Here is a 17957-nt window from a genome sequence, read left to right on the forward strand (position 1 = left end):
GGCGCCGACGCGGCAGCCCGTCTGGCGAGCGCCGCCGGCCGGGCGCGCGACGGCTTCGCCGAGCGCGCCGGCCTCTCCGCGTGGACCTTCGGCGACCTCCCCCGCCACGTCGACACCCATCAGCACGGCGGTGTCATCCGCGCCTACCCCGCGCTCGTCGACGAGAAGTCCTCGGTGGCGCTGCGCCTGATGGCGAGCGCCGAGGAGCAGGCGCGGGCGACCCCGGCCGGGCTGCGCCGCCTCCTGCTGCTCGCGGTGCCGAGCCCGGCATCCTACGTTCGCGAGCATCTCACCCAGAACGAGAAGCTGCTGCTGGCGACGAGCCCCTACCAGAACGTGAACGCGCTCTTCGACGACGCGATGGCGGCCTGCGCCGACGAGGCCCTGTTCGCGCTGCATCCCGACGGCCTGGTGTGGACCGCCGCCGACTTCGAGGCCGTGCGTGACCGGCTGTCGAAGGCTGTGCTGCCGCTGCTGGACCAGACGATCGCCACCGTGGTGCGCATCCTGAGCGGGGTGCGCGATGTGGAACGCGCCATCAAGTCGGGCACGAGCATGGCGATGCTCCCGGCCATCACGGATGCCCGCGAGCAGCTGGCCGCCCTGGTGCACCCCGGCTTCATCGCCTCCACAGGCATCGCCCGTCTCGGCCACCTCCCCCGCTACCTGGCCGGAATCGTCTACCGCCTCGAAAAGCTCCCCGACAACCCCGCCCGAGACCGAGCCTGGATGACCGAAGTCCAAACCGCCACCACCCGCTACACCGACGCCGGCGGCCGCCTCCCCCTCGCCCCCCACTCCCCGGACACCCTCGCCCACGCCCGCTGGCTCCTGGAAGAACTCCGCATCTCCCTCTTCGCCCAGCCCCTCGGCACAGCCGAACCCGCGTCCCTCCAGCGCCTCACCAAGCTGCTGGCCTGACAAGAGTCCCTCAACAGAAGAGAACGCCCCACAACGTCTCAGGCCGTACCCAACGACCCAAGGTGAGCGTGTGGCCGAGGGATGCGACCGTCAGGCCGCGTCCCTCGACCGCGCGCTCACATGTCGCGCTGCGCCGGGCAGGGACCGGCGCAGCCCGCGAGCGACGAGCGAAGCCCGGCGCCCGCGGCAGCTAGCACCCCAGCTAGACTTGTCTGCTTATGAGCAGCTACACCTCCCTCCTCAAGACGCGCGGCGTCGCGCGGATCATCGCTGCTCAACTCACCGCCCGTTTCCCGTTCGGGATGCTGTCGCTGGCGTTCCTTCTGCACATCGAGCACACCTACGACAGCTATGGCATCGCCGGGCTCGTGCTCGCCGCTCTGAGCATCGGGCAGGCGATTGCGGGGCCGGTCACCAGTCGGCTGATGGGGCGCTGGGGCATGCGCCCGGTCATCCTCGTCACCATGATCATCTGCGCCGCCGCCATCACGTGCATCGCGCTGTTCCCGATGGGGATCGCGGCCGACATGGGTGTGGCGTTCGTCGCCGGACTCACGATGCCGCCCATCCAGCCGGCCGTGCGCACCATCTACCCCAAGATGGTGAACTCCAAGCAGCTCACTCCCCTGTTCTCGCTCGACGCCTCGGCGCAGGAGATCATCTGGGTGCTCGGCCCGGTCATCACGACCTTCGTGTCGATCCAGATCGGCACCGTCTGGGGCATCCTGCTCGCCGTCGCGTTCCTGGTGGGCGGCGGCATCTGGTTCCTCTCCAGCCCGGAACTCGGGCGGGTGCGCATCCCACGGTCCAAGCGCAAGCTCGGCGTGGTGCTGAAGAAGCCGCCGGTTCTGCTGGCCACGATCGTGGGCTTCCTGCTCGTCGCCACCTGCGCCGCCATCGAGGCCGGCGTCGTGTCGACCTTCGGCGAAGGCGGCGCGGAAGCCGGCATCGTGCTCGCCATCTTCGCGGTCGGGTCGCTCGCCGGCGGTCTCTCGCTCGGCCACAAGCCGATCGGACCGTGGGCCCTCGCCCGCCGGATGGCGATCGTCTTCGTGGGAACGGCGATCGCCGCCGCCTGGCTGAACGTGTGGTGGCTGGCCATCATGCTCTTCATCGCCGGCATCGGTATCGCGCCCGCCCTCGCCGTGATGTTCGCGATCGTCTCGTCGAGCGTGCGCTTCAGCGACACCGCCGAGGCCTACGGCTGGGTCGGCACCGGTCAGCTGATCGGTGCGGCGGTCGGATCGGCCCTTGCCGGCTTCCTGATCGACGGCATCGGCTCGGTCGGCGCCTTCGTGGTGGCGGCGGTGCTCGCCTTCGTGGGCTTCCTGGTGCCACTGCTGGGCAAGCGCTTCCACCCCGACCTGCGCGGGCGCGACGCCAGTCCGCTGCCCGACACGGAACCCGTCGACGCGATCACCGCCTGAGGGGCCGCTCGCACTGCCCGAGCGGGGCCGAGCGGAGCCGCGAGAGATAATCGGAGCATGGTCTCCGCGCTCTCCCCGCTCCTTCCGCTCGTCGACGGCCGCAGCATCCCGCAGCTCGGTCTCGGCGTCTACAAGACGACGGATGCCGAGAGCGCCGACGCGGTCGACGTCGCGTTGCGCCACGGCTACCGCCTGATCGACACCGCGGCGATGTATCTCAACGAGCAGGGCGTCGGCGCGGGGATGCGGCGCAGCGGCCTCCCCCGGGAGGAGGTGTTCGTCACAACGAAGGTCTGGCATACCGACAACGGCTACGACAGCACGCTCCGCTCTTTCGACGAGAGCCTCGAACGGCTCGGCACCGACTACGTCGACCTGTACATGATCCATTGGCCGGCCCCGGCGAGAGACCGCTACGTCGACACCTGGCGGGCCTTCGAGACGCTCGCCGCCGACGGCCGGGCGCGCTCGATCGGGGTCGCGAACTTCCACCCGAAGCACATCGAACGACTGCTCGCCGAGACGGTGACGGTGCCCGCGGTCAACCAGGTCGAACTGCACCCGTGGCTGCCGCAGGCCGAGGTGCGCGCGTTCGACGCGCGGCACGGCATCGTCACGCAGGCCTGGTCGCCGCTGGCCCGCGGCCACGTGTTCGACGCCGCACACGGCGGCGAGGTGCTCGCCGGCATCGGGCAGAAGCACGGCAAGACGGCCGCTCAGGTCGTGATCCGCTGGCACCTGCAGCTAGGCAACGCGGTGATCCCGAAGTCGGTCACGCCCTCACGGATCGTCGAGAACATCGACGTCTTCGACTTCGAGCTGGATGCCGAGGACGTGGCGTTGATCGCGGGGCTCGAGACGGGCGAGCGTACAGGGGTGGACCCGGACGACCGCAACTAGGGCGTTGGGGGTCGCGTGGGTGGTTGCTCGTGGGTGACTTGTCGGGCTGTGTTTGTTGCCGGTCGCGCCGGGCTTCGCTCGGCGTGACCGGGCTGCGCCGGTCCCTGCCCGGCGCAGCGCGACATGTGAGCGCGCGGTCGAGGGACGCGGCCTGCGGTCGCATCCCTCGGCCACACGCTCACCTTGGGGCGGCGAGTACGGCCTGAGACTTCGGGTGCCGGTGGAAGTGCTGTGCTGGCTGGGATGCCTGCGGGCCGACCGACGGCTACCAGCGGTCGTGGATGGCGTCTCGGAAGTAGCGGTCGTAGAGGTCTTTGACGTTGTCGTCGAGGCCTTCCGGCAGGGGGAGGGAGCCTGCGGCCGCGTTCGACTCCGCCTGGGCGCGGGAGCGGGCGCCGGGGATGACAGCGGAGACGCCGTCTTGGGCGGCGACCCAGGCGATCGCCGCCGCGGACGGTGCGACGCCCTCGGGCAGCAGGGAAGCGAACTCGCGGGCGGCGTCGATGCCCTGGGCGAAGTCGACACCTGAGAAGGTCTCCCCCACGTCGAACGCACTGCCGTCGCGGTTGTAATTGCGGTGGTCGTCGGCCGCGAACTCCGTGTTCACGGTGTACTTGCCGCTCAGCAGGCCCGAGGCCAGCGGCACCCGCGCGATGATGCCGACACCGGCCTCGCGGGCGGCGGGCAGCACCTTGTCGAGCGGCTTCAGGCGGAAGGCGTTCAGGATGATCTGCACCGTGGCCGTACCCGGCCGCGCGATCGCCGCCAGCGCCTCGGCGCAGGTCTCCACGCTCACGCCGTAGTTCGCGATCGCCCCCTCCTCGACCAGAACGTCGAGCGCGTCGTAGACCGCGTCGGTGGAGAACACGGGCGTGGGCGGGCAGTGCAACTGAACCAGGTCGAGCGTGTCGACACCGAGGTTCTGACGGGAGCGGTCGGTCCACGCCCGGAAGTTGGCGAGCGTGAACTCGGCGGGGTCTTGCGGCCCGCGCCGACCCATCTTGGTCGCCACCGTGATGCCCGACCGGCCGTTCGAGCCGCCCGCAGCATCCGGATTCTCGCGCAGGAACCGCCCGATCACCCGCTCGCTCCGGCCGTCGCCGTACACATCCGCGGTATCGAAGAAGGTGACCCCGGCGTCGACGGATGCGGCCAGCACGTCGAGCGCGGCATCCTCGTCGACGTCGCCCCAGTCGGCACCCAGTTGCCAGGTGCCGAGGCCGATGACGGAGACGGATCGGCCGGTACGGCCTAGAGTTCGCTGCTGCATGTCTTCGACCCTAGCCGGGTCGTGCGACACCGGCCCGGTTCCCGTGCCCGAGGGGAGCACGGGTATCCCCCTGCGCACGGAAAAGGGCCCCCGCGATGCGGAGGCCGTCGTACCGGGCCGGACGAAACCGGCCGTCACTGCACGCGATCAGTCGCGCAGGGACTCCTTGTAGTCGTTCTTGGCCTTGGTGGCGTCGCGCTCGGCTTTGGCCTTCTTCACTTCGTGCTCGGCCTTCGCCTCGTCGGCCTTGTCGCTGATGCGTTCCTTCGTGTCGTCGAAGGCCTCGCCGATCTTCTTGCCCGTGGCCTGCGCGGCATCCTTCGCGTCGTCGATGAAACCCATGACAGCCTCCTTCAGTTCGTGGTGCTCAACACCGTACGACGACCGCCCTCCCACCGCTCGAGGATTCCAGCCAGCTCCCAGGCGGCCGTCAGACGACGCGGAGCACCCCGCCGAAGCCTCGCCGCGATAACGAGCGGATAACCATCCGGCCACATCCAGCCACCCTCCAGACAAGCGCCAATACGGTGTGGCACATGAGACGAATGATCCTCGCATCCGCCGTTGTCGCCGCCGCTCTTCTGCTCGCCGGGTGCTCCGCCGGCTCGTCATCGTCGTCGTCCGGATCGGGGCCGGTGCAGCTCGCGCAGCCCGATCAGGCCCCGAGCGACTCCTCGGCCGAGGGTGGTGTCGCGGGCGAAACCGCCGACGGCACGAAGCAGTCGGTCATCACCACCGGCTGGGTCACCATCACGGTCGACGATCCGATCGCCGCCGCTCAGGATGCGGTCGACCTGGTCGACTCCTTCGACGGCAAGATCGACTCGCGGTCGCAGCAGGTCGGCTCGGATGAGCAGAGTGCGAGCGCGCAGCTGACCGTCCGCATCCCGGCGAAGGATCTCGATGCCGCGATCGAGAAGCTCGACCAGCTCGGCACGGTCGACTCGGTCTCGCTGCAGTCCAGCGACGTGACCCTGCAGGTGCGGGATCTGGATGCGCAGATCACGGCCCTGAAAGCATCCGTCGATCGCCTGCTGGCGCTGGTCGACCAGGCCGCCACGACCGCCGACCTGGTGGAGCTGGAGACCGCGATCTCCGACCGGCAGTCGCAGCTGGACAGCCTCGTCTCGCAGAAGGAGTACCTGGCCGACCAGATCGACTACTCGACGATCACGCTCGACCTGGTGACCGCGGACACGATCCCCTCGGCGGTGCCCGGTGACTTCTGGAGCGGGCTGGCCACCGGCTGGGCCTCGCTCGGCGCGGCGCTGTCGGGACTGCTCGTGGTGGTGGGGGTGCTCATCCCCTGGCTGCTGCCGCTCGCGGTGATCGCCGCCGTCGTGGTGCTCGTCGTGGTGCTGGTGAACCGCCGCAAGACGCCGCCGTCCGGCGGAGCCGGTGGTCCTGGCGGCTCCGGTCGCGGTGGTACGGCTGGCCCCGCCGGTCCGGCTGGTTCCGGCGTCACGGGCTCCGGGGCAGCGACCACCTCGCCGTAGCACGTGGCGGCGCCGGAACGCGGCGGGCGTCAGAGCACGGCGTCCGGATGCTGGCGGAGCCAGAGTTCGCGGCGCAGCTCGAGGTCGCGTAGCACGGCGTCGTCGACGACCTGCGGCGGGATGGCGCCGGAGCGTACGGCGGCGGCGATCGCCGCGACGAGCGGGGGCATGTCGACGGCCGAGTTGTACAGCAGCAGGTCGTTGCCGGCGGCGACGGCGGCCACGGCGTTCGCCGTGCGGTCGGCGTAGGCCGGAATGCCGGAGCTCTCGAGCATCAGCAGGTCGTCTGTCACGGTCACCCCCTCGAAGCCGAGGTCGTCGCGCAGGATGTCGTGCCAGGGCGCCGACAGGGATGCCGGCTGCGCATCGACCGCGCTGTAGACCAGGTGTCCGAACATGACCAGCTCGGCTCCCGCATCGATGCCCGCCTCGAACGGCGGCGCATCCTGCTGCTGCCACTGCGCGAAGGGCAGCGCGGTCGTGGGCAGAGAGGTGTGCGAGTCGGCCGGCGTCTCGCCGTGCCCCGGAAAGTGCTTGAGGGTGGAGAACACGCTGCCGCGCTCGGCGTCGACGGCGGCGGCCACGCGCTCGCTCGCGGCGGCCGGATCGGTGCCGAGCACGCGCTCGTAGATGAACGAGGAAGGGTCGGCGGTCACATCGGCGACGACGCCGAAGTTCACGCTCATGCCGGTGGATTCGAGCAGGGCGGCACGCTGGGTGAAGGCCTCGTTCGTCGCCTCGACCGGCGCACCCTTCAGCGTGTCGGCCGCAGCGAAACCGTCGTCCCCGAGCCGGGCGACGATGCCGCCCTCCTCGTCGATGGCGATCAGGGTTCCGAGCCCCTCGCAGGTCTGCAGCGCCGCGGCGAAGGCCGCGGTCTGGCTGCTCGGGCCGGGCACGTTGTCGCCGAGCAGCAGCACGCCCGCCGCCTGGTTGGCGGCGAGGTAGGACTGCACGGCCGCGGGATCCGCACCCGGAACGTGCACGATGAACATCGAGGCGATCTTCTGCTCGAGCGTCATCGTGCTCAGCCTCATCGAGGCGTACAACCGGATGCGCTCGGCCGCGGAGAGCACCGGGAACGCGCCGCGCTCCCGGGCCTCCCGAGCAGCGGATGCCGTGGCCCCGGCCGAGCCGCTAGTCGCGGTCGCCGCCCGGTTCGCCAGGTCGCCCTTCGCAGCATCCGTCGGCCCGGTGCACCCCGCCAGGACGGCGCCGGTCAGCAACGCGCTCAGCCCCGCCGCCGCCAGACGGCCGCCGCGGCGCGGGGTGGGGGCCCCCCGCTCTCCGGGGCCCGAGGGCTCCCGGAGGCGCGCGAGGACGAGACGTCTCAGAGCCACGACCTAGTCCGGAACCGGACCGAGCAGCGCGTTCGCCACCGTGGAGTGCGCGGACTCGCCGTCGGACGGATGGAAGATGCCGGCGACGACGTCGCGGTAGAGCCGGCCGAGCTCGCTGGAGTTGGCGATCGCCGAGCCGCCGGACACCCGTAGTGCCAGGTCGACGACGACCCGCGCGCTCTCGGTCGCGCGCACCTTGAGGCCGACGAGCTTGGGGAACCAGGCCGCGCCGTGGGCGGCCTGCGCATCGACGTCGGCGGCGAGCGCCTCGATCTGCGGCGGCATCGCGTCGTGCAGGATGCCCGCCTCGGCGACCTTCCAGCGGATGTCGGGGTCGTGAGCGTAGGGCCGGCCGCCCGCTTTCATCGAGGTGCGGCGGTGGGCGGCCTCGACGGCGAGCTCCACGGCCCGCTGACTGATGCCGGTGTACACGGCGGCGACCAGCACCTCGAAGTTCGAGAAGATGCCGAAGATCAGCGGGTCGGGGCTCGGCCCCACCGGCAGCCGCCGGAACACGCGAGACGCCGGCGCCTCGGCGCCCTCGAGGATCGTGGTGTTGCTCTGGCTGGCGCGCATGGCGAGCGTGTCCCAGTCGTGCACCGTGGTGACCCCCGCCGTCGACCGGTCGAGGAAGGCGTGCACGAGAGCCGGGGCATCCGGATCGGAGTCGTCGCGGCCGAACACGCCGAGCCGCGTCCACACCGGCGAGAGCGACGTGAAGATCTTGGTTCCGGTGAAGCTGTAGCCGCCGTCGGCCAGCGGATGCGCCTGGGTGCGCGAGTCGAACAGCACCAGGTCGTTGCCGGCCTCGCTGTTGCCGAACGCGAACACCTCACCCGCCACCGCGTCGTCGAGCACCCAGGCGAGCGAGTCGTCCCCGCGATCGGCGAGCACCTTCGCGACGCCGGTCCACACCAGATGCATGTTGATGGCGAGCGCCGTGGCGGGCGCCGCGGTCGCGAGCCGCGTCTGCTCCCGAGCCACCCGAGCCAGCCCGAACCCCAACCCACCGGCCTCCACCGGTGCGAACATCCGCAGATACCCGACCGCGGTCAGCTCCCGCAGATCCTCCTCCGGAAACGTGTTCTCCCGATCATGAACACCAGCCCGAGACCGGATGCGCGCCAGCAGAGCATCATCGAGAACACTCACTTCGGCCATGCGCACATGCTACCCACGGCCCCTGACAGTCCCCTCCCCACCAAACACCCCCACCGGCACCCAAAGTCTCAGGCCGTACCCGCCGACCCAAGGTGAGCGTGTGGCCGAGGGGTGCGAGCGAAGCCCGCGCCCCTCGACCGCGCGCTCACATGTCGCGCTGCGCCGGGCAAGGACCGGCGCAGCCCGGTCACGCCGAGCGAAGCCCGGCGCGACCGGCAACTAACACAGCCGGACACACACGTGACACCTCTAACGCACCATCCCAACGCGCAACCCCCAACGCACCTACCCGCGCGCTTCCAGCTCTCGTACCCTCGGGATCACCTGCTCGGCGAAGCGCTGCATCTCCGCGAGGTGCGGCGAGAACTGCAGCAGCAGCAGGTCCACTCCAGCCTCGGAGAACTCCACGATGCGACGCGCCACCTGGTCGGGCGTGCCGATGAGCTCGGGGCGCAGGCCCCGGTTCGACACCGAGTAGTCGCGCAGGTCGACCTTCTGCTCGAGCTGCGACTTCGAGATGAAGTCCTGGTACGACTCGTAGGCTGCGCCCTCGCGCACGTCGGTGATGCGGTCGAGCTCGGCCTGCGCCTCCTCCTCGGTGTCGCGCACGATCGCGTACGCGGCCATGCCGAAGGCCGAGAACGGGGTGTCTGAGACCGCGGCACGTCGGGAGGTGAGGTCGGCGACCTTGGTGCGCAGCTCATCCGGGGTCCCACCGTGAGTGACGTAGGCGTCGGCGAACCGCGCGATCGCCTGTTTGCCGCCTTCGCTCTCGCCGCCGGCGTAGATGACGGGCTGCACCTGCGGCTTCGGCTCGAGGTACGTGTTCTCGATCTCGTAGTAGTCGCCCTTGAAGCTGTAGGGCGTCTCGTTCCAGAGGCCCTTCAAGATCTCGACGAACTCGAGGCTGCGGCGGTACCGGTCGTCGTGCTCACTGAAGATGCCGCCGTACTGCCGCGCCTCCTCGGCCCACCACGCCGACACCACGTTCAGCGTGAAGCGGCCGCCGGAGATGTCGTCGATCGTGGCCGCGCGTTTGGCCGCCACGGCCGGCAGGTGGTAGCCGGGGCGGATGGCCGTGAGGATCTCGATCCGCTCGGTGACGGCGGCGACCGCCGCGGCCAGCTCCCAGGCGTCCAGGCTCGGTGCCGACTGCCCCTTCACGTCATTGAGGTTCAGCTCGGCGATCAGGGTGACGTCGAAGCCCACGCGCTCGGCGGTCTGCGCGATCTCCTTCACGTGCTGGAACGTCACCGGGGTGTGCTCGTCGTCGACGTTGCGGAGCCAGCCGCCGAAAATGGGCGTCCAGTACCCGAAGCGCATAGTCATGGGTCGAGTCTAGGAGCGCCCGATCCGGCCCCCCGACCAGCGTTACGCTGCTTTACTGCCGGTCGCGCCGGGCTTCGCTCGGCGTGACCGGGCGGCGCCGGTCCCTGCCCGGCGCCGCGCGACATGTGAGCGCGCGGTCGAACGACCCGGCCTGCGGTCGGGACGTTCGGCCACACGCTCACCTTGGGGCGGCGGGTACGGCCTGAGACTTTGGATGCTCGAACATACGCGACACTTCGGGCGCTCGCCACGCGCCAGCATTTCGGGCGCTCGCCACGCGCTGGCACTTCGGGTGCTCGGGGTTGGGTCAGGGGGCGGGGAGGATCTCGGCGGCGGCGTGAGCGGCGCTCAGGCGGAGGTAGGTGGCGGCGTTGGTGCGCAGGGCCGCGCGCTCCTCGTCGGCCAGGGCTCGGCGCACCTTGGCGGGAACGCCGGCCACGAGGGAGCCGGGCGGCACGACCGTGCCCTCCAGCACCACGGCGCCGGCCGCGACGAGCGAGCCTGCTCCGATCACGGCGCCGTTCAGCACCGTTGAGGACATGCCGATCAGGCAGTCGTCCTCGATCGTGCAGCCGTGCAGCACCGCTCCGTGCCCGACGCTCACGCCCGATCCGATTCTCGTGGGGCGGCCGGCGTCGACGTGCACCACCACGTTGTCCTGCAGGTTCGAGCCCTCGCCCAGGTGGATCGTGTCGCCGTCGGCCCGCAGCACGGCGCCGTAGAACACGCTCGAAGAAGCGGCCAGCGTGACCTGGCCGATGACGACAGCGGTGGGCGCGACCCACGCCGTCTCGTCGATCTCGGGGGTGTGGCCTTCGTAGCGGATGATCATGGGACTCCTCGTCGAGTGGTTCCTGCCAGCCTATCCAGGCCTCGCGGGGCAATAGGGTGGGCAGCATGCAGGATCCGGTCGGCGCGCTCTCGTTGATCCTCGAGCTGTTCAGCTGGATCGGCATCGCGGCAGGCCTCGTGCTCCTGGTGGTCGGCCTCGTACGCGGCGCCTTCTTCCGCGGCTGGCGCGAGACGCTCGGCGTGGTCGTGCTCGACGCATCCGGAGACCTGGTGTACCGCTGGCTCGGCGAAGACGGCGTGCTCTACGAGGCGCCCTCGATCGACGACGACACCCAGGTGCTCGAGCCGGGCGAGGACGTGACGGTGTACGTGAACCCGCGCGACCCTTCGGTGGGACGGGTCGACGATCCCACGCACGAGGGGCGGGCGCTGCGCACCACAGGCTGGATCCTGCTGGGCCTCGGCATCGTCGCCGTCGTGGTGCAGTTCGTGCTCCTTTTCCTCTGACTCGCTCCGGCCCTAGGCTTCAGCCATGTCGACAGACGGCCCCGCCCGCGCCCTCAGCGGCATCATCCCGGTGATCCGGATGCGCCCGCGCTCGATCCACGAAGACGGCCGGGTCTCCAGCCCGCTGGAACTGCTCTTCGACCTCACCTTCGTGGTCGCCGTCTCCTCGATCGTGGGCCAGCTGGCGCACGCCGTCGCCGAAGACCACCTCGCCACCGCGCTGCCGAACTTCCTGATGGTGTTCTTCGCCATCTGGTGGGCGTGGCTCAACTTCACCTGGTTCGCCTCGGCGTACGACACCGACGACGTGCCCTACCGCCTGCTCACGCTGCTGCAGATGGGCGGGGTGCTCGTGCTGGCCGCGGGCGTGCCCAGCGCCTTCGGCGAGGGCGACTACTTCTTGATCACGCTCGGCTACCTCATCATGCGCGTCGCCATCATCACGCAGTGGCTGCGGGCGGCGGTTCAGGATGCCGAAGGGCGGCGCACCGCCCTCCGGTACGCCCTGGCGATCGGCATCGTGCAGGCGCTGTGGATCATCCGCTACTTCACCGTCGTCGACGTGCCGTTCTGGGTGCAGGTCACCGTGTTCGCCGCCCTGGCGGTGTGCGAGATGACGACCCCGATCTGGGCCGAACGGCACCGCTCGACGAGCTGGCATCCGCACCACGTGGCCGAGCGCTACGCACTGTTCACCATCATCTTGCTCGGCGAGTCGGTGCTGGCCTCGACCGTGGGCGTGCAGAACGTCATCACGGCGGGCTCGTCGTCGGGCGAGTTCGTGCTGCTGGCGGCCTGCGGCCTCGCGCTGCTGTTCGGGCTCTGGTGGGTCTACTTCCTCGAACCGGCGCACGACGGCCTGGAGCGCCGCCGCTCCCGCTCGTTCTTCTGGGGGTACGGGCACTACTGGATCTTCGCGGCCCTCGCCGCCGTCGGAGCAGGCCTCGAGGTCGGCGTCGACGCGATCGGCCACCACATCGAGGCGCCCACCGTCGTCGTGGCGTACGCCATCGCCGTGCCTGTGGCGGTGTACCTGGTGATGATGTGGGTGCTCTACCGCCCGCTGACCGGGCCCACCGTCATCCCGCCGGCCGTCTCGCTGGGCGCCGCCGCCGTCATCCTGCTGCTCCCGCTGACGACCGCCGTGCTGCCGCTCGGCTTCGTGGTGCTGGCCATCACGCTGGCCGTCGGCCTCGTGGTGGCGCTCACCATCCTGGTCAGGCGGCCACGAGTCGCCGCGTGATCAGGAGGCCGCGCCCTCGCCCGGCTCGTCGAGCAGCTTCTTGAGCTCGCGCCGCAGCACCTTGCCCACGTTCGACTTGGGCAGCTCGTCGCGGAACAGGATCTTCGTGGGCCGCTTGTAGCCCGCCAGCTCGCCCTTGAAGTAGGCGCGCAGCTCGTCTTCGGTGAGCGAGTCGTCGGCCTTCACCGCGAAGAGCACCACGGTCTCGCCCGAACGGTCATCCGGAACTCCGATCACACCCGCGTCTTTGACCTTCGGATGCTGCATCGCCACCTCTTCGACCTCGCTCGGGTAGACGTTGAAGCCCGACACCACCACGAGGTCTTTCTTGCGGTCGACGATGGTGATGTAGCCGTCGTCGCTCATCGTGGCCACGTCGCCGGTGAGCAGCCAGCCGTCTTTCAGCACCTCGGCGCTCGGCTCGGGCTGGTTCCAGTAGCCCGACATCACCTGCGGGCCGCGCACGCACAGCTCGCCCGGCTCGCCGAGTGCCACCGGGGCGCCGTCTTCACCGCGCAGCTCGATGTCGGTGGAGGGCAGCGGGAGGCCGATGGTGCCCACCCGCGGGGTGGTCCAGGTGGGGTTCACCGAGACGACCGGCGAGGCCTCGGTGAGGCCGTAGCCCTCGAGCAGGTCGTGGCCGGTGGCCTCGCGCCAGGCCTTCGCCGTGGCGCCGCGCACGGCCATGCCCCCGGCGACCGAGAGCTTGACGCCCGAGAAGTCGAGCGCGCGGAACGCCGGCGCATCCAGCAGCGAGGCCGCGAGGGTGCTCACCAGGATGAGCACGCTCGGCTTGGTCTTGGTGAGGGTGCCCACGAGGTCGGCGGTGTCGCGCGGATTCGTGATGAGCACGTTGTGCGATCCGTAGGCGAAGAAGGCCAGGCAGTTCACCGTCAGAGAGAAGATGTGGTACAGCGGCAGGGCCGCGATGACCGTCTCCTGGCCGTCGTGCAGGCGCAGCCGCATCGGCGCCAGCATCTGCGCCTGGTTGGCGATGAGGTTGGCGTGGGTGATGATGGCGGCCTTCGTGCCACCGGTGGTTCCGCCGGTGTACTGCAGCAGAGCGGTGTCGCCGCCGGCGATGCTCGGGCGTTTCGCGCTGTCCGGCCGCTGGTGGTGCTGTCGGCCGGTCGCCACGGCATCCCGGAACGACGTCGTTCCCGTGAGGCCGTTGGCCGGCACCATCTTGCGCACCCGCTTCACCACGAAGTTCGTGACGACGCGCTTGAGCGGCGGCAGCAGGTCGCCCACCTCGGTGACGATGACGTGCCGGATGCTCGTCTCGGCGAGCACCTTCTCGAGCTTGTCGGCGAAGTTGGCGAGCACGAGGATGGCGACGGCTCCCGAGTCGACGAACACCTTCTGCATCTCGTGCGCGGTGTAGAGCGGGTTGGCGTTCACCACGACGAGTCCGGCCTTCAGCGCGCCGAAGACGGCGACCGGATACTGCAGCACGTTGGGCATCTGCAACACGATCCGGTCGCCCTTGGAAAGGCCCAGCTCGCCCAGCAGGTAGGCGGCGAAGTGGTCGGAGAGCTCGTCGACCTCGCGGAAGCTCAGCACCGTGCCGAGGTTCGAGAAGGCGGGGGCGTCGCCGTGCTTACGGCACGTGCCGGAGACGAGCTCGCCGACGGTGGCGAACTCGGCTGCACCGATCGTGGGGGCCAGGTCCGGCGAGTAGCTGCTCAGCCACGGGCGGGTCTCGTATGCGTTCTGCGCCTGATCGTTCATGGCCTTCTTCGGTGTCGTCGGCATCCCGGCCCGCAGCATCGGGTGGGCTCGCACATACCGTACCCGCTATCGTCAACTCATGATGAATGACGACGACGACGAGCGCCCCGCCGGTTTCATCTCACGCCTGGGCCGTGCCCGCGGGCTGGCCTGGATCGTGATCATCGGGCTGGTCGCCCTGAGCATCGGCGCGATCTCGGTCGTGATCGTGCTGCAGAACTCCTGAGCGCAGCCCCGCCCGTCTCAGGCTTCGTCGGGGGTGGCGTCGTCGAGGAGTTCCTGGTCCCAGTCCTTGACCGCCTGCTCGGCTTCTTCGCGGGTGTCGAACGGGCCGAGGGACGGGGCCTCGGGGAACTCGTCGGGGTTCAGGTCGGTCGTGACGAAGTAGGTGACGGTGTCGTCTTGTTCGTGCTCGACGATGCGCAGATCGGTCATGCTGCCGACTCTACCGGGCTCGTGAGGGCCGTGCGGATGCCGGGGGCACTCGTGCCGCGCACGAGCGCTCCCGGGGCATCCGTTCGGCGCCGTTCGGGATGCGGCGTGCGTCAGAAGTCGAAGCCGCCACCGAAGTCGCCGCCACCACCGAAGTCGCCGCCGCCGAAGTCACCGCTTCCGCCCGACCAGTCGCCGCCGCCGCCGTCGGCCGAGACGTCACCGGATGCGTCACCCGAGGCATCCGTGCCGCCCGCGTCACCGCTGCCGTCACCGGAGTCGCCTGAATCTCCCGAGTCGGCCGCCTGGTCGGTGGACGGGCCGGGGAGGAAGGCGCTGACCAGTGCCGATCCGATCACGTAGCCGGCGATCGTGCCCATCATCGAGGAGGCGAGCATGCCGCCGAAGCCCATGCCGCCGCCACCGTTGCCGCCGTTCCCGTTCCCGTTGAAGGAGCGCTCGAGCGTTCCGGGCTGGCGGATCTCGGATCGGGTCGCCGACTGGGCGAGCGAGCGCGGGTCGTCGCCGCGCGGGGCGTCGCCCGCGGGGGCGTTCGCGCTCAGCTGCTGGAAGAGCAGCTGCCGCTGCTCGGGCGTGAGCTTGGTGAACGCCTCTTCGTGCACCTGCTCGATCGTCTCGGGCGGAGCGGTGCGCAACAGGTAGCGGTAGCGCTCGACGGCGATCTCGTCGTCGCTTCGAGCGGGGGTCGCGGCGGCCGGCGCGGTGGCGCGGGGCTGCGGCGTGTACTGCGGCTGCGGTTCTTCTCGGCCTAGCAGTCGGTCGAGGAATCCCATGGTGATCGCTCCGATCTCAGGCGGCGCCGTGCGCGCCGTCGCTGACGTCCAGTCTCCCGGAGGCGACTGGAGAATCACTGGGGGCCGGCCACGACCTCGCTGATCGTCTCGGGGCGGAAGCCCTTGCCGAGCAACCACGGCGCCACCCGCCGGATCGTCGGCACGATCACCCGGAGCGCCGCCCTCTGACCCGCGGTCGGCGGGTTGGCCAGCAGCGGCTTCTCGACCGGCCGCGCGATCGCCCGGTGCAACCGCAGCTGCACCGCCTGCATCGCGCGCACCGGCGGCAGCCGCCGGTGCTGCACGGCGGCGAGCATCCGCTCGGGCACGATGCCGTCGCGGCCTTCTCGCAGCGCCTCGACGAGCGTGTTCGCGGTGGCCACAGCATCCTGGATCGCGTAGTTCACCCCCACGCCGAACGCCGGCGACATGGCGTGCGCGGAATCGCCGATGCAGAGCAGGCCGGGGCGGTGCCACTGCTCGAGGCGGGAGACCTGCACCGAGAGCAGCTTCACCTGGTCCCAACTCTCGAGCGCGCCGACGACGGATGCCAGGGGCCGGGCCGCCTGGGCTAGCCTGTGCCGGAACGCGTCGAGGCCTTCTCGCCGGATCTGCTCGAAGTGGCCCTTCGGGATCACGGCGCCCGCCTGGTAGTGGTCGCGGCGGTCGATGGTGAGCACGAACGATCCGTGGTCGATGTAGGCGAGGGTCGACGGCGGCAGACTGGCCGGCTTGGGCAGCGCGAACCAGAGCACGTCGATCGGGATGCCGAACTCGCGCGGCTTGAGTCCGGTCGCAGCGCGAACGGTCGAGGTGCGGCCGTCGGCGGCGATCGTGAGGCCGGCGCGGATCTCGACGTCGCCCGCGGCATCGGTGGCCGTGACCCCGGTGACGGCTGCGCCCGCGCGGCGGACGCCCGTGGCGCTGGTGCTCATCCGCAGGTCGAAGGTCGGGAACTCCTGAGCCTTTGCAGCCAGGAAGTTCAGGAAGTCCCACTGCGGCATGAACGCCAGGAAGTCGTCGGGCGCCGGCAGCGCGCCGAAGTCGACGGCGTGGATGCGCGTGCCGTTCACGACCACATCGAGCGTGCGCACCTCGCTGTGCGGGATGGTGAGGAACTCGTCGCGGAGCCCCAGCTGCCCGAGCAGCGCAAGGGTGGAGGGGTGGATGGTGGATGGTGTCGCCGCGGAAGTCGCGCAGGAAGTCGGCGTGCTTCTCGAGCACGACCACCCGCACCCCCGAGCGGGCGAGCAGATACCCGAGCATCATCCCGGCGGGCCCGCCGCCCACGATGCACACCTCGGTCTCGACGACGCGCCCGCCGCCGCCCGCGCCGCCCGCGCCTTCCGATTCCCCCGTCATGCGGCTCACTCTAGGGCGCGGCATCCCGCGGCCTCCAGCCCCCGCCGCTCCGTTCGGCCTTCCGCGCGGTTCTCGGGGCGGTTCGCTCCAGCGAGTCTCAGGCCGAGCTCGTGCACTATGGCAGAGGTTCGCTTCAGACTCGCTGGAGTGAACCGCGTTCGAAATCCGTTCTCCACAGGCCCCGAATCGGCTCTCCACAGTTCGCCGGACCGACACACGAGCACTGCCAGCCGGCAGGCATTCTCTGGGCATGCACGTTCCCGAAGTCCTGTCCCGGATCGGTGGTGTCGCGAGCACTGCGCAGTTGGCGGAGCACGGTTGCGGTGCGGCCGAGATCACACGCGCCGTCCGTGTCGGCTCGGTGCTGCGTGTGCGTCGTGGGTGGGTGGCCTTGCCGTCGGCGCCGGCCGCTGCCATCGCCGCCGTACGAGTCGGCGGCACCGTCAGCTGCATCTCGGTCCTTCGGCCGCTCGACGTGTGGTGCGTGCGTGATCGACGACTGCACGTGCGAGTCGGCTCCTCGGCCGGCACCCTCGCATCGCCGTCTGATCGCCGAGTGCCCCTCGAGAACGCGGCGCGGCGCGGCATCGTGATCCACCGCTCCCGCTGGCCCGCGAGGAGCCCGACAGCAGGCGCACCCGCCGTCGATGACCTGGCAACAGCTCTCCGGCATGCTGTCGTGTGTCAGGGGCGGGACGATGCCGTCGGATCGCTCGACTCCGCGCTCAATGGCGGGCTGATCCGGCTGTCCGGCCTCCGCGAGGCATTGAGCCCGTTGCCACTGAGTTATCGGAGACTGCTCGATCTCGTCGACGGACGAGCGGACTCGGGCGTCGAGACGAAGGCGCGGCTCGGCCTGCGCGCCGTGAACATCGCCTGCCGCACGCAGGTCGCGATCCCCGGAGTGGGAAGCGTCGACCTGCTCGTCGGCGAAAGGCTTGTGATCGAGCTCGACGGTGAAGAGTGGCACGCCGGAAGCGAGGCCTTCGCCGAAGACCGGCGGCGCGACCTGCTTCTCGCCGCGCTCGGCTACCGCGTGCTCCGGCTCACGTACCAGCAGGTCATGTATCAGTGGCCGTCCGTGCTGGCCACGGTGGGCGGGCTGATCGCCGCGCGCGAGCACCACTGGCCCCGCGTCGGCGGAGGCAGCAGTTCACTCCGGCGAGTCTGAGGCGAACCTCAGCCATAGTGCACGAGGTCGATCTGAGACTCGCTGGAGTGAACGGCTCTCGCACCGTGAGCCGGGTGGCTG

At 70.3% G+C, this 17957-nt stretch carries 18 protein-coding genes and 1 pseudogene; 8 read left to right on the forward strand and 11 right to left on the reverse strand.

From position 1 onward, the window contains the following. From Q0D75_RS17395 to Q0D75_RS17405, 3 genes are all read left to right on the forward strand, one after another. Positions 1-921 (forward strand): DUF3418 domain-containing protein (locus tag Q0D75_RS17395; protein WP_291056319.1); only part of this gene is annotated, 921 nt, incomplete at its 5' end. 218 nt (positions 922-1139) lie between these two features. After that, complete coding sequence (locus tag Q0D75_RS17400) at positions 1140-2348, forward strand: MFS transporter (RefSeq protein ID WP_291056322.1); 1209 nt, start codon at positions 1140-1142, stop codon at positions 2346-2348. Positions 2349-2405: 57 nt separating this feature from the next. Continuing rightward, positions 2406-3248, forward strand: coding sequence for an aldo/keto reductase (locus Q0D75_RS17405; protein WP_291056326.1), 843 nt, complete (start codon positions 2406-2408; stop codon positions 3246-3248). A 265-nt stretch (positions 3249-3513) separates the two neighbouring features. Here the strand turns inward: Q0D75_RS17405 and Q0D75_RS17410 are convergent, their stop codons facing one another. Both Q0D75_RS17410 and Q0D75_RS17415 read right to left on the reverse strand, forming a co-directional pair. Then, a complete protein-coding gene (locus tag Q0D75_RS17410) occupies positions 3514-4518 on the reverse strand; it encodes an aldo/keto reductase (RefSeq protein WP_291056330.1) in 1005 nt (334 codons plus the stop codon). Between the two features lie 147 nt (positions 4519-4665). Beyond that, positions 4666-4860 carry a hypothetical protein gene (locus Q0D75_RS17415; protein WP_291056334.1) on the reverse strand — a complete coding sequence of 65 codons (195 nt, stop codon included), beginning with the start codon at positions 4858-4860 and terminating at the stop codon, positions 4666-4668. A gap of 194 nt (positions 4861-5054) precedes the next feature. Here Q0D75_RS17415 and Q0D75_RS17420 point away from each other — a divergent pair, with 194 nt between their 5' ends. Continuing rightward, the gene (locus Q0D75_RS17420; RefSeq protein WP_291056338.1) at positions 5055-6014 is read left to right on the forward strand and encodes a DUF4349 domain-containing protein; all 960 of its coding nucleotides are present in this window, start codon (positions 5055-5057) and stop codon (positions 6012-6014) included. Between the two features lie 29 nt (positions 6015-6043). Here the strand turns inward: Q0D75_RS17420 and Q0D75_RS17425 are convergent, their stop codons facing one another. The 4 genes from Q0D75_RS17425 to Q0D75_RS17440 all read right to left on the reverse strand — a co-directional run bounded on the left by Q0D75_RS17425 (position 6044) and on the right by Q0D75_RS17440 (position 10676). Continuing rightward, entirely contained in the window at positions 6044-7354 is a 1311-nt protein-coding gene (locus Q0D75_RS17425; RefSeq protein ID WP_291056345.1) for a glycoside hydrolase family 3 N-terminal domain-containing protein, read from the reverse strand. 3 nt (positions 7355-7357) lie between these two features. Then, positions 7358-8515: an acyl-CoA dehydrogenase family protein gene (locus Q0D75_RS17430; protein ID WP_291056348.1), complete on the reverse strand. Its 1158-nt coding sequence runs from the start codon at positions 8513-8515 to the stop codon at positions 7358-7360. A gap of 285 nt (positions 8516-8800) precedes the next feature. After that, entirely contained in the window at positions 8801-9844 is a 1044-nt protein-coding gene (locus Q0D75_RS17435; RefSeq protein ID WP_291056350.1) for an LLM class flavin-dependent oxidoreductase, read from the reverse strand. A gap of 307 nt (positions 9845-10151) precedes the next feature. After that, positions 10152-10676 (reverse strand): gamma carbonic anhydrase family protein, encoded by a 525-nt coding sequence (locus tag Q0D75_RS17440; protein WP_291056353.1) that lies wholly within the window; start codon positions 10674-10676, stop codon positions 10152-10154. 65 nt (positions 10677-10741) lie between these two features. Here Q0D75_RS17440 and Q0D75_RS17445 point away from each other — a divergent pair, with 65 nt between their 5' ends. Further along, complete coding sequence (locus tag Q0D75_RS17445) at positions 10742-11143, forward strand: DUF3592 domain-containing protein (protein WP_291056355.1); 402 nt, start codon at positions 10742-10744, stop codon at positions 11141-11143. 25 nt (positions 11144-11168) lie between these two features. Further along, positions 11169-12386, forward strand: a complete 1218-nt coding sequence (locus Q0D75_RS17450; protein ID WP_291056356.1) for a low temperature requirement protein A — start codon at positions 11169-11171, stop codon at positions 12384-12386. Here the strand turns inward: Q0D75_RS17450 and Q0D75_RS17455 are convergent, their stop codons facing one another. Further along, positions 12387-14141, reverse strand: coding sequence for an AMP-binding protein (locus Q0D75_RS17455; protein WP_291056360.1), 1755 nt, complete (start codon positions 14139-14141; stop codon positions 12387-12389). Positions 14142-14196: 55 nt separating this feature from the next. Here Q0D75_RS17455 and Q0D75_RS17460 point away from each other — a divergent pair, with 55 nt between their 5' ends. Beyond that, on the forward strand, positions 14197-14343 hold the full coding sequence (locus Q0D75_RS17460; protein ID WP_291056363.1) for a hypothetical protein: 147 nt from the start codon (positions 14197-14199) through the stop codon (positions 14341-14343). Between the two features lie 17 nt (positions 14344-14360). Here Q0D75_RS17460 and Q0D75_RS17465 read toward each other — a convergent pair whose 3' ends face one another. From Q0D75_RS17465 to Q0D75_RS21050, 4 genes and pseudogenes are all read right to left on the reverse strand, one after another. Next, positions 14361-14552, reverse strand: a complete 192-nt coding sequence (locus Q0D75_RS17465) for a hypothetical protein (RefSeq protein ID WP_291056366.1) — start codon at positions 14550-14552, stop codon at positions 14361-14363. Between the two features lie 110 nt (positions 14553-14662). Next, positions 14663-15343: a hypothetical protein gene (locus tag Q0D75_RS17470; RefSeq protein ID WP_291056433.1), complete on the reverse strand. Its 681-nt coding sequence runs from the start codon at positions 15341-15343 to the stop codon at positions 14663-14665. Positions 15344-15417: 74 nt separating this feature from the next. Continuing rightward, entirely contained in the window at positions 15418-16599 is a 1182-nt protein-coding gene (locus tag Q0D75_RS17475; RefSeq protein ID WP_366513457.1) for an FAD-dependent oxidoreductase, read from the reverse strand. Further along, positions 16571-16957, reverse strand: a pseudogene (locus Q0D75_RS21050) (FAD-dependent monooxygenase); the annotation flags it as partial. The gene Q0D75_RS17475 and the pseudogene Q0D75_RS21050, both read right to left, overlap by 29 nt. Here Q0D75_RS21050 and Q0D75_RS17480 point away from each other — a divergent pair. Continuing rightward, positions 16956-17876, forward strand: a complete 921-nt coding sequence (locus tag Q0D75_RS17480; RefSeq protein WP_291056372.1) for a type IV toxin-antitoxin system AbiEi family antitoxin domain-containing protein — start codon at positions 16956-16958, stop codon at positions 17874-17876. The pseudogene Q0D75_RS21050 and the gene Q0D75_RS17480 sit on opposite strands and share 2 nt — an antisense overlap. The last annotated feature ends 81 nt before the right edge of the window (positions 17877-17957 follow it).

Source organism: Herbiconiux sp. (genome assembly GCF_023264855.1).
Classification (GTDB): Bacteria; Actinomycetota; Actinomycetes; order Actinomycetales; family Microbacteriaceae; genus Herbiconiux.

Excerpts from the sequence above, each read along its gene's own strand:
- Q0D75_RS17420 (WP_291056338.1), top strand. The coding sequence starts at position 5,055 with ATGAGACGAATGATCCTCGCATCCGCCGTTGTCGCCGCCGCTCTTCTG.
- Q0D75_RS17415 (WP_291056334.1), bottom strand. The coding sequence starts at position 4,860 with ATGGGTTTCATCGACGACGCGAAGGATGCCGCGCAGGCCACGGGCAAG.
- Q0D75_RS17480 (WP_291056372.1), top strand. The coding sequence starts at position 16,956 with ATGCACGTTCCCGAAGTCCTGTCCCGGATCGGTGGTGTCGCGAGCACT.
- Q0D75_RS17450 (WP_291056356.1), top strand. The coding sequence starts at position 11,169 with ATGTCGACAGACGGCCCCGCCCGCGCCCTCAGCGGCATCATCCCGGTG.
- Q0D75_RS17410 (WP_291056330.1), bottom strand. The coding sequence starts at position 4,518 with ATGCAGCAGCGAACTCTAGGCCGTACCGGCCGATCCGTCTCCGTCATC.
- Q0D75_RS17405 (WP_291056326.1), top strand. The coding sequence starts at position 2,406 with ATGGTCTCCGCGCTCTCCCCGCTCCTTCCGCTCGTCGACGGCCGCAGC.
- Q0D75_RS17430 (WP_291056348.1), bottom strand. The coding sequence starts at position 8,515 with ATGGCCGAAGTGAGTGTTCTCGATGATGCTCTGCTGGCGCGCATCCGG.
- Q0D75_RS17455 (WP_291056360.1), bottom strand. The coding sequence starts at position 14,141 with ATGCCGACGACACCGAAGAAGGCCATGAACGATCAGGCGCAGAACGCA.
- Q0D75_RS17400 (WP_291056322.1), top strand. The coding sequence starts at position 1,140 with ATGAGCAGCTACACCTCCCTCCTCAAGACGCGCGGCGTCGCGCGGATC.
- Q0D75_RS17465 (WP_291056366.1), bottom strand. The coding sequence starts at position 14,552 with ATGACCGATCTGCGCATCGTCGAGCACGAACAAGACGACACCGTCACC.
- Q0D75_RS17440 (WP_291056353.1), bottom strand. The coding sequence starts at position 10,676 with ATGATCATCCGCTACGAAGGCCACACCCCCGAGATCGACGAGACGGCG.
- Q0D75_RS17470 (WP_291056433.1), bottom strand. The coding sequence starts at position 15,343 with ATGGGATTCCTCGACCGACTGCTAGGCCGAGAAGAACCGCAGCCGCAG.
- Q0D75_RS17460 (WP_291056363.1), top strand. The coding sequence starts at position 14,197 with ATGATGAATGACGACGACGACGAGCGCCCCGCCGGTTTCATCTCACGC.
- Q0D75_RS17445 (WP_291056355.1), top strand. The coding sequence starts at position 10,742 with ATGCAGGATCCGGTCGGCGCGCTCTCGTTGATCCTCGAGCTGTTCAGC.
- Q0D75_RS17435 (WP_291056350.1), bottom strand. The coding sequence starts at position 9,844 with ATGACTATGCGCTTCGGGTACTGGACGCCCATTTTCGGCGGCTGGCTC.